7 protein-coding genes are annotated in these 10,061 nt (G+C 45.2%); 3 read left to right on the top strand and 4 right to left on the bottom strand.

Features of this window, described 5'->3' with window-relative positions; genetic code table 11:
* Positions 1–1,126 precede the first annotated feature (1,126 nt).
* Together MO867_RS18715 and MO867_RS18710 are read right to left on the bottom strand one after the other, a co-directional pair.
* Positions 1,127–2,761 (bottom strand): PepSY-associated TM helix domain-containing protein, encoded by a 1,635-nt coding sequence (locus MO867_RS18715; RefSeq protein ID WP_252471975.1) that lies wholly within the window; start codon positions 2,759–2,761, stop codon positions 1,127–1,129.
* 4 nt (positions 2,762–2,765) lie between these two features.
* On the bottom strand, positions 2,766–3,356 hold the full coding sequence (locus MO867_RS18710) for a hypothetical protein (RefSeq protein WP_252471974.1): 591 nt from the start codon (positions 3,354–3,356) through the stop codon (positions 2,766–2,768).
* A 220-nt stretch (positions 3,357–3,576) separates the two neighbouring features.
* Between MO867_RS18710 and MO867_RS18705 the strand changes: the two genes are divergently transcribed.
* Positions 3,577–5,631 (top strand): TonB-dependent receptor, encoded by a 2,055-nt coding sequence (locus MO867_RS18705; RefSeq protein WP_252471973.1) that lies wholly within the window; start codon positions 3,577–3,579, stop codon positions 5,629–5,631.
* Between the two features lie 83 nt (positions 5,632–5,714).
* On the opposite strand, the gene MO867_RS18700 is transcribed toward MO867_RS18705, so the two are convergent.
* Positions 5,715–6,599: a hypothetical protein gene (locus MO867_RS18700; RefSeq protein WP_252471972.1), complete on the bottom strand. Its 885-nt coding sequence runs from the start codon at positions 6,597–6,599 to the stop codon at positions 5,715–5,717.
* Between the two features lie 1,213 nt (positions 6,600–7,812).
* Between MO867_RS18700 and MO867_RS18695 the strand changes: the two genes are divergently transcribed.
* Positions 7,813–8,631: a right-handed parallel beta-helix repeat-containing protein gene (locus MO867_RS18695; protein ID WP_252471971.1), complete on the top strand. Its 819-nt coding sequence runs from the start codon at positions 7,813–7,815 to the stop codon at positions 8,629–8,631.
* Between the two features lie 159 nt (positions 8,632–8,790).
* Here MO867_RS18695 and MO867_RS18690 read toward each other — a convergent pair whose 3' ends face one another.
* A complete protein-coding gene (locus MO867_RS18690; RefSeq protein WP_252471970.1) occupies positions 8,791–8,943 on the bottom strand; it encodes a hypothetical protein in 153 nt (50 codons plus the stop codon).
* A gap of 201 nt (positions 8,944–9,144) precedes the next feature.
* On the opposite strand from MO867_RS18690, the gene MO867_RS18685 reads away from it, so the two are divergent.
* Positions 9,145–9,420, top strand: coding sequence for a hypothetical protein (locus tag MO867_RS18685; protein WP_252471969.1), 276 nt, complete (start codon positions 9,145–9,147; stop codon positions 9,418–9,420).
* The last annotated feature ends 641 nt before the right edge of the window (positions 9,421–10,061 follow it).

The raw sequence follows: 10,061 nt of genomic DNA, 5'->3' as shown, positions 1-10,061 counted from the left end.
GAACGGTACAGTGACTACGGGGCTATAGCTGCATGAAACTGTCCGAAGTGTTGTGAAAGCATATAATTCAAAATCTCAGCCCACCTCACACTTACCTATAAACCATCGAAGACATTTAGAATATTTACCACATTTATCTGGATTCTATCATGAGGAATTGCCAGAAAAGTGCGCTAGATACATTATTCAATATCCCGAATTACGGCTCAATATCGGCATACCACTAACAAAACTTGATTATAGTATCGTCTTCACCAGCATTAACCCAACGAAAAAAATAAACTTACTTTAAATGTGTACTGCCAGTATTCTCATGCAAACCTCATAGAAACCATATAGAGCGCGCAAATACCCCCCCCGGTATATTCGCTATCACTGACACCAAGGCTATTTGATCTAGAAAATTCAATTGCCTACCATTTGTTGTCCATACCATCAATTTATACATTTCACCCAAGATAATGACTTTATTGCTGGGAATGTAAAAGAATATGTCAACTTGACCAGAGTACGCTTACGCAAAGGGAATATCACTACGGGCCTGGGCAACCGGGCCTCATTAGAATCGGGTTTTACCATCACTGCAGAAACGGCCTTAGCTACCCCTGATCGCAGAGTTACTATCTTTGTGAGAAGGGATTATTTCAGATCACCTGCTACGAATCATCAATGATGCAATACAGTAAAATCAGATTGACTTTTCTCATTTTAAATTACGTCAATTATGACCACCCTTGGCCACTTAAATTCCAGCACACAACCAACATGGTGGCATTTAAGCTTGACAGCATCATCTATGACTCGAGGCTTTCAGAGATGACAGCAACATCAATGATATTGAGATTTACACGGACAGCGATTTTACTGAAGCGCTAAAGCTCTCAAATATGTATTTTGGTCCTTCATCATCAAAGTCCATTTAGAGGATTTATAACCATTCAAGTTTTTACAACAAATTGGCTGTGCTATCCATCAATTCGAATACCCAATACTCAGATTATAAATTTCAATTAGCTAGCTGGCGTTTTTTTGTGGAACCGCTGTTCTTATAGCGGTTTACAGTTTGTTGAAAATAAAACCCCAATACCTTCTCAACAAACTGCCAAACCAGTAAATTTATTTTGATTTATCCTGACACCTGCGGATGCCTAGAGGATATGGTATTGGGATGTTTAGCATCCATAGCCGATTTCACCAGCGCTTCAGCCCAAACACTATCAGGCTCAATATGTACCTGTCGCTTGCGCAAACGAAACAGAATAAAAATAAAGACTAAGCTGAGCAAAAGAGCGCAAAGGTCTACTGCCCATACGGCAACAGTGGCGTCTGACAAATCCCCTTTGAACAATGAACTGGCTGGTATCAGAAATACCGCGGCGCTGCAAAGCATAAGTAATTGTCTAGCAGTGGTCATCGGGCGGCATATAAATGCCCAAACGACTGAGGTCAGGAACCCCACGTAATAGGCACCTTCCTGCCAAAGGGTAATATCCACTTGTGAATGGGACAACCACTTAACCGCCAGCATACTGGCTGCAATACCTAGAACTGTGCCGAGCCCCACACCAATGGTCAACTTGGCCATAATCATCGAAGAGATGGTTTGCTCTGGCAAAGCACCCTGCGCTCTGCGTTTCTTGCGCCGGCTTTCAATCCACAGAAGGTTACCGGTAAAAAATATCAACGCCCCCATGATTCCAAGCGCAAAATATATCCAGCGTACCGCATTACCTCCAAAGCTACCAAAATGAAGAGAAAAGAGGCTCATTACCATGCCACTATACCCGTTGAAGTAGTTAGGCAGGATACTGCTGTAAGGGATTTCCCTAAGATAAGGATTTCCCAGCACATAGGCATATTCTGCACCCCGCACCACATGCCCCAGCATAAAGCCCCCAACCCGCATACGCGGTGAGGTCGTATCCAAATTCATATAGAGGACTTCTGCCATCTGGAACTCAGGTTCACTCTGCTTGATTGCCTTTTCCAAATCGGCAACAGCGACCAAGTCAGAGAAATTTTTAACCTCTTGCGGCGCAGGCCGAGTGAACATAGGTAAATCACCGTAAACCACGGTGCGCAAAACATCATAAAGCGGATCATGGAAAGCAAAAACAAATGCCGTAAATGCAATAATCAAATGAAAGGGCAGCGAGGAGACTCCTAAGACATTATGAAAATCCAGCCAGTAACGCTTGCGATTCTTTCCTTTCCTCACTACCAGTAGGTCTTTAAACCACGTGGGCAGGAAAACAATCAAGCCAGAAATCAAGGCGACAAAGTATAATGCGGCCACTACCCCAAGCACATAAGTACCAAAAGCATCGTGGTCATCACCGCCGGGAATACCCGCAGTACGGTGTAAATCATCAACAAACTCACCAATGGCAGAAACCGTAAAGCTCTGCGTAATCAGCACCCCCTTTTCATCGAAGCTTGCATACCAAAAAGTAGAGCGGTGCGTCTCATGGTCTTCCACTTCCCAACTCACTGGCGCCGCTTGCAGACCTGCGGGGGGCAGCTGTACTGTCATCCGCTTTGCAGCCTCGGGATGTAAGCGCAACACCTCGTGAATAAGTTGGTCATACTCCTCTACATGAATATTGGGAAGGCTCGTTTCCGCTTGTAGGGCCCATTGGTTCAGGGGCCCCTTAAACATGGTCAGAGCACCTGCGACAAAAGCGATATAAAGAAACAAGCCCGCAATAATACCAGTCCAGGTATGCACGCTCTTATAAGTTTTAATCAATTCTATGCGCATATTTTCAGCCTCCGAATCTCGCGGTCCACAACAGGGTAAACAGCAGTAAATTCAGCCCTACATAGAAAGACAACATGCGCCTAACACTGGTAAATAGATAAATCAGACTCACAAAGGTGAGCCAAATCGGGGTGATCACCCACATAACAAACTGGGTCCTATCATCAACCACCACACCGCCTGGTCCCCACCAGGCCACCAACCCAGCACTAGCAACAGCAATAGGAAGCCCCAAGAACACTGCGCAAAGCCCCTTTAACCACCATTGGGGCTTGTAGCCTTCCAGCCCTTTTTGGATCCTCTTCTTTTTCTTTCCCAGTACTTTCCCCGGCTTATCCAGCACACCACTAAAAGGCAACAAGCCCAGCGCCAGCATCAGGAGGCAGAGCAGCGTAAAGGAAGTGGACATTATCGAAAAACTTTGGCGAAACAGAGCCCAGGAAACGACAAGCAGTACTAGAGCTGCGATCAGAGCGGGGTAGAACTGCAGTGGCCTCTGTTCACGCCACTGCTGGTTGGGGCAGCCCAAATAGAAGACGGACGACGCAAGAATACAGCTGAGGAGTCCGAGCCCGGTTAATACTGAGGAATACATTTCAAGTGTTTCACTTAAGAATAAGAAGCGCTGCCAACAAACCGCTGACAACCCGATTACCAATTGCTGGCCAGACGCCAGACCTGCGTCGCTGCCCGACGAAATAATAGTAGAAGTTTATTGCGATAACCCACTATTTGCAAATAGGAATGATTAGCATTATATTCCTTGCCGATCTTCCTTGTCGTCCTGACTTCTTTACACCGCTAGGGATTACGTCATGTATAAACGCCACCTGCTCAGCAAAGCCGTGTCACTTTCCATTCTTGCCTCTATCAGCGCTACAGCGTTCTCAGCAGAAGAGAAAAAGGATAAGTATGCACCGCAGGCAATGGAAAACGTCATAGTTATCGGTGAGAAGACAGAACGATCGCTTAAGGAAACCACTTCTTCTGTATCGGTTATTACCGAAGAAAATTTGAATAACATGCAGCACCTGAGCATCACCGATGCGGTGTCCAATATCTCGAACGTAGTAGTACTGTCTGGCGCTACACCGGATATTCGCGGTGTCTCCGGTAACGGCTCAGCCACTGGATTTAACTCTTTCTCCGGTGGCGCTAAGACCCGCGTGTCCACCCTTATTGACGGCGTGACCGAACCGTTTGTCGCAGACTTGACCGGCGATACCGGCCTTTGGGACCTGGAACAGATCGAAGTATTCCGCGGCCCCCAGTCCACCAGCAACGGCCGTAATAGTATTGCCGGCTCCGTTTATATCAAAACCAAAGATCCCAGCTTCGATTGGCAAGGTGCCGCCCGTGTTGGCTTCCGCAATCAGGACGGCTATGTGGATACCGCCGGTATGATATCCGGTCCGATTGTAGAAGATACTCTCGCTTTCCGTATTACAGCCCAACAGCTCACCGGCGACACTATTAGCAATGCGAAAGAGTACGAGGACAACCCGGCAGATTTCGACCTGAACGAACTGGAAACCCAGCGCCTGAAAGGCAAACTACTGTGGACCCCTACTGAAAAGCTCAAAACACTGCTCACTGTTTCCACTAACAGCGAAGAAGGAAATACCGGGCGTATCTATTACACCCTGAGCGGTGCAGACGATTACGAGCCGTACTTCTATCGCGATATGGATACCGAGTCCACAACCACTAGTCTAAAAGTGGATTACCAGATCAGCGACGACATTTCTATAGAGGTCCTGGCTGCCTACATGGATTACCAGTGGGGCTTTGACACCTATGAGGAAACCGCCACCGGTGAGCAACATGTTCGAATGGACGAACAAAATACCACCATCGACGCAAAACTGAATTTTGGTCTAACCAGTGAAACCCTTCACGGCTTTATTGGCTTCGCTCACTTCGAAAGAGAACAGGATTTCTACAGTACTGGCAGCACCATCTATAACGGTGATGACGAAAGCACTTCTACCGCTGTTTACGGTGAAATCACCTATGCACTGAGTGACAGACTCAATTTGATCAGTGGTTTGCGTGTTGAAAATGAAGAACAGAACCGTGACTTCGATTTCTTCAATGGCAGGATTGTCGCAGGTTTGGATACCGACGAAACTATTACCCTCCCAAAAATTGCCCTGCAGTATGACCTGACTGAAGACACTGTAATGTCTGCCAGTGTTCGCAAGGGTTACAATGCTGCCGGTGGCGCGTTGAACTTCAGTGCCAGTGATTACTACTATTACGACGAAGAAACCGTAAACACTTACGAGCTCGCCGTTCGTAGCTCCCTGGCAAACGGAACCGTCAGCCTCAGTGGAAACCTATTCTTCAATGATTACTCCGGCTACCAAGCTCTCAGCTCCTCTCGCGCTATCGTCAATATGGACGACGTCGAGAGCTATGGGGTAGAAGTTGAAGCCGTTGCCATGTTGACCCCGCAACTCGAACTGCGTGCCGGATTGGGACTACTGGAAACAGAAATCAAAAATGCCGGCGCTGACTACGAAGATGCCAATGACAATGAATTGAATTCCGCACCCAATGTTACTGCAAGTTTGGGTACAAAATACTGGTTCAGCGAGGCTTTGAGTGTTGGCCTTTCAGCGAACTATGTGGGTGAGTATTATGGAGACTTTACCAATACCGAAGAGAGAGTTGCCGGTGGCTACTCACTGGCCCGTGTAAACCTCAATTACGATATGGAAAACTGGAGCATTGCAACTTTTGTTAATAATGCTCTGAATAAGGAAGAGTACTTGACCGTTGAACCGGTAAGCGGTCCCATCCCGGAAGGATACGTCGCGATCACTGATCCGAGAAATATTGGTATTTCTGCCACGTACCGGTTTTAGATAACTGTTTTAGTTCCCCCAAATAAAATCCGGCCGTTGTACAGTTAGAGTATTTGCTCAACGGCCGGAGCCTAATCGCTCTCCTACTGCACAATAATTACCATATTGCTATTGCCAATCTGGGACACATTGGCATTTTGACTATTATTTACTTGGCTAATCGTAAACTGGTTTAAATTTCCTTGCTGAAGGGCAGTTGCGATACCTGAAATGCCACTTTGAATGGTTGCACCTACATTAGTCAAACCAATCTGAGTAGTACTCGCAAAATTCGAGCTTCCCGACTGAACATGTGTCAAATTGTTAAATTCATTCTGCTGGCTAATAGTACTGATGTTGTTGCTACTTGTCTGAGACACATTCGCCTGGTTATTATTACCCAACTGACTGAGTGTGGAATTGTTGGACGTTGACACAAACTGATTCACCGTGGCCACGTTTGTATCGCCCTGCTGAGCGGTAACTGCACTACTAAAGGTACTGTTGGTCTGGGTAACCGTTCCTGTGTTTGACGTACCAACCTGATTAAGAACCGCAGTATCCGTAGTACTATTGGACTGTGTTATCACACCAAAATTGGTTAAATTAAACTGATTTATTGTCGCTGTACTACCCGTTGATAAAACTTGATTAATCACCCCCGTATTCGTCAATCCATCTTGGGTGACCACTGCAGTCACCGTATCAGACCCGTTCTGGGTCACCGTTGAGTTATTAAAGCTACCCATTTGTACCTGATTAATAGTACTCGAGGTATTACTGTTCACCTGACTCGCATTCGAGGTGTTATTGTTGCCAGTCTGTGTTTGATTAATAACGTTAAAAGTGACAGTTGGGTCACTTTGATCAGCTGTCGCATTATTACTCATACCACTTTGATTTTGAGTTGCGACGTTGTTGGAAGCAAAAACACCCTGACTTGCAATAACAAGCAGGACCGCAGCTGCCAACGGGGCACACCTTTTCATATTTATCTCCTTAGAATATGAAATATCACTAAATTAGACTTTTTCGACTGCACAAAAATACGAACTCATCCAGCACCACATGCAACCAAACAAAAAGAAAGCAATATATGATTAGACTGCACTTAATTTTGCCAGAGTAAACACCAGAACTACGGCATCTATGCTTATAAACTCTTGCCATTCAAGAACCCAAATCCCCAGCTTCCTACAGGAACTCATGCTTGATGCTGTGTTGAGTCTTATCTTCGTAGGCACTTTCGACAATAGGAGAATAGTGGGGAAAATATAGGAAGAAAGTTCCCCCCTTCAAAGCACCAGTATGGCGTACCACTTACCTCATGAGAATATATTCTCATCATATTGAGAATTCTTTCTTAATCCACCAGCAAAAACACATACACATGGATATTTTCAATACGCTATTCTTGGTTACAAATACCCCTTTTAGGGAAACAACATGTGCCGACAAAAGTTAGACCTGGCCACCCCAAAAAGTCTCAAATACTATTATTGGTTTTCTAGTCATTAGAGGACTTACTATTACAGCGTCTGCCACAACCATAGATTTTGGTAATATTATTACTACCGCTGAGACACTGACTATCAGAAGCTTTAAAGGCACAACGGATCGCGCTGTCGCGGTAATTACGCCGGTGTTCATGTCATTCTCAATCCCGGTGGACTCACTATTGTTGCTTAGCAGGCATTCGAATCCTGTTAAATAGCTCTGCAGCCAAGTGAGTAGATAGCCCCCACAGTCAGCGGCGATAGTTCTGCAACCGTGCCGGCTGCAAATTGAACAGTGAGAGCGGTGCCAAGATCGCTGAAAGCTAAAACACTTTGGCCTTAGTTAGTACAGCGGGCAACAAAAAATCTACGCCGCCGTCGATGGAGGCCATTCCACCCCCTCCCCAACACACTGAAATAATCCTGCTGCCGATTTGATGATATTAAATCGCTCTGCACAGCCAGCTCCTGGCCAGAAATGCTAAAATATTAAAGACCCTCAATCAAAAAGCACCATTCACCTCAAACACGCCCAACCAACCTCTAGCCGTCACAGTGTCCCCCTTTGCTTTAACCCAAAAACAAACCTGCCCCGTTTTCGATAACATTAAGAATATATTCCCATGGTGACAACCATCCTATAAACCAAACTCTCATTGCCTTTGAGCAATCAAACCGATACACACTGAAGATTTCAGGGACCAAAATGAACAACGAAAATGCCAGCAATTTAAAAAAATCAGTACTTGTGATTGCGGCTACATTCAGTTTATCGCTATCCAGTATTACTTTTGGCGTCAGCTGTGGTGATGTCATCACAACGGCAGAGGTGCTGGATACTGACATCACAAATTGCGCCATCGATCCAGCAGTAACCGTGACGGGCCCCACTGGCAGCCTCAATTTAAATAACTTCGATATAAGCTGCAACGGAGCAGGAACCGGTATATTTATCAACGGAATCTCAGCCAGTATCATTGGCGGATCAAATTTAACCAGCACAGTCAGTAACTGTGGGGTACCGATTAGAATTGAGGGTGATGGGTTCCATACTATGCAGGGTGTCAACGTCACGGGCACCTTCGTTACCGGAATAGCAATTCAAAGCGATCACAATTTTCTGCTACAGGTTAATTCCAGCAATACCTCAGGCAGTGGTATCAGAATTTTTGGAGAAAATAACTCCCTGGTATCAACAACCACCGACAACAATGTACAACAAGGAATAATTGTCTATGGAGATGGCACATTCATATCCCAAAGTCAGGCAAACTCCAATACAGCAATCGGGATTCTCATTGAAGGCCCCGACAATTGCACCTTCAGTCAAAATACAACTAATGATAACTCCTTAGCCGGGATCTATATGAGTGGCCCCCTGGCGCAGACTGGCAACCAAGTCATAGGGAATACTGCACTAGGCAATGGCACGGATGATTTTATCGACACAAACCTCTTTCCATGCACAGGCACAACTTGGCAGGGCAACACCTTCAACACTGCCAATGACGCTTGCATAGAATAGAATACTCCTTCATTGGGGACCTGTAAGCACCTGTAATCCCATTTTATAGGTCCCGACTGTTATCACCACCAGTCCCAGCAATAGAGGGAGTCTTCCAAAGTGAATTCAAACTTAAACCTTCCATACTGAATGGAATAGCCCCTTTTAACTCTACACTACTTAAATACATTCTCCATCAGTTGGAGCTGTTGAAGAATTTCCTACCCAGATATTTTCACAAGGTGCGGGATTATCGTCCCGTAAATCAAAATCAATATTGCCTGACACTATATTAATCAATACAAAATTTCCGGACTGGCCAAACAATTCCATAAGGATATCCACCGTATTTGATCCTGGCGCACCATTATTTTCAATGGTATTTTGTAGGATAACGCAGTTATCTACAATAACCAGGAGCCCATAGCTGCCATAGATGCAAGCTTTGTCAGCAAGTCAGGCTGTAAAACAGAGGGGATGGGATGGTATTACAACGAAAGTACCGGAGAACCACAGCGTGGTCTCGAAATTACCATGATCAGTATCACTGATCTAAAATCGAATACCGCCTATGCCCTGGATGCTCAGCAGACAACAGACGAAGACGGCCGATTACGAGTTGAGCTCTACACCGATCATGCCATCAAAGTTACGGCAGCAGTTCTTGCACTTGAAATTAAATATCTTGCTGCGGACGCCTATTATAGCAAGGTGTATTTTGTTTCAGCCATCATTCCAACGGGGCTGCACATTGTTGGAATGTTACGAATAGATTCAGATTTACACTGGTTACCTGAAAGAACGTGCTAAAGCTCAGGTCGCCCCAAAAAACATGATGGTAAGGTTGATTTTGATATGGAAATTTGTCGTTTTGATGTTTAAATCAATAAAGGATGGCAAAGAGGGTTACCCATTGTTGTATTCCACAGACACAGAGCTGGAGGCAATGACATTGGTCAAGTCTTACAAATTTAGATTCCAAATAGAATTTCTATTCAGAGACGCAAAACAGCACTCAGGCCTGACTCATTATCGGTCGACTCGAAAAGAAGCAATCAATCTGCATGTCGATGCATCATTGACGGCTCTGAATCTACTAAAAATCAAAGATAGAAACGCAAAATAAACGGATGAGACTACCGTCATTTCAATTGCTAGCTGGAAATATCGAAAGTACAATCAGCACCTTATGGATAGACTTTTTGACGAGTTAGATCTTGATCAGAGTTGCGGGAAAGTTGCCCGCATTTACGAGCGGCACAGTGGCTACGGGCTATAGCTTTATGAAACTGTCCGAAGTGTTGCATTAAGAAACTGGCTATTATTACTGCCCACCATAAGAATCCCTGAACCCGCATTGCCCGATATACTTGATAGGAAAAGCGTGTTGTTACTACCCTGCATTCAACTCTGAAGTGCATCACCCTTTAGGCTGCTGCAGCAGCCGTATA

The organism is Microbulbifer okhotskensis (assembly GCF_023895975.1).
Classification (GTDB): Bacteria; Pseudomonadota; Gammaproteobacteria; order Pseudomonadales; family Cellvibrionaceae; genus Microbulbifer; species Microbulbifer okhotskensis.
The sequence above is the reverse complement of the archived record's forward strand: the minus strand, read 5'-3'. Positions and strand labels throughout refer to the sequence as shown.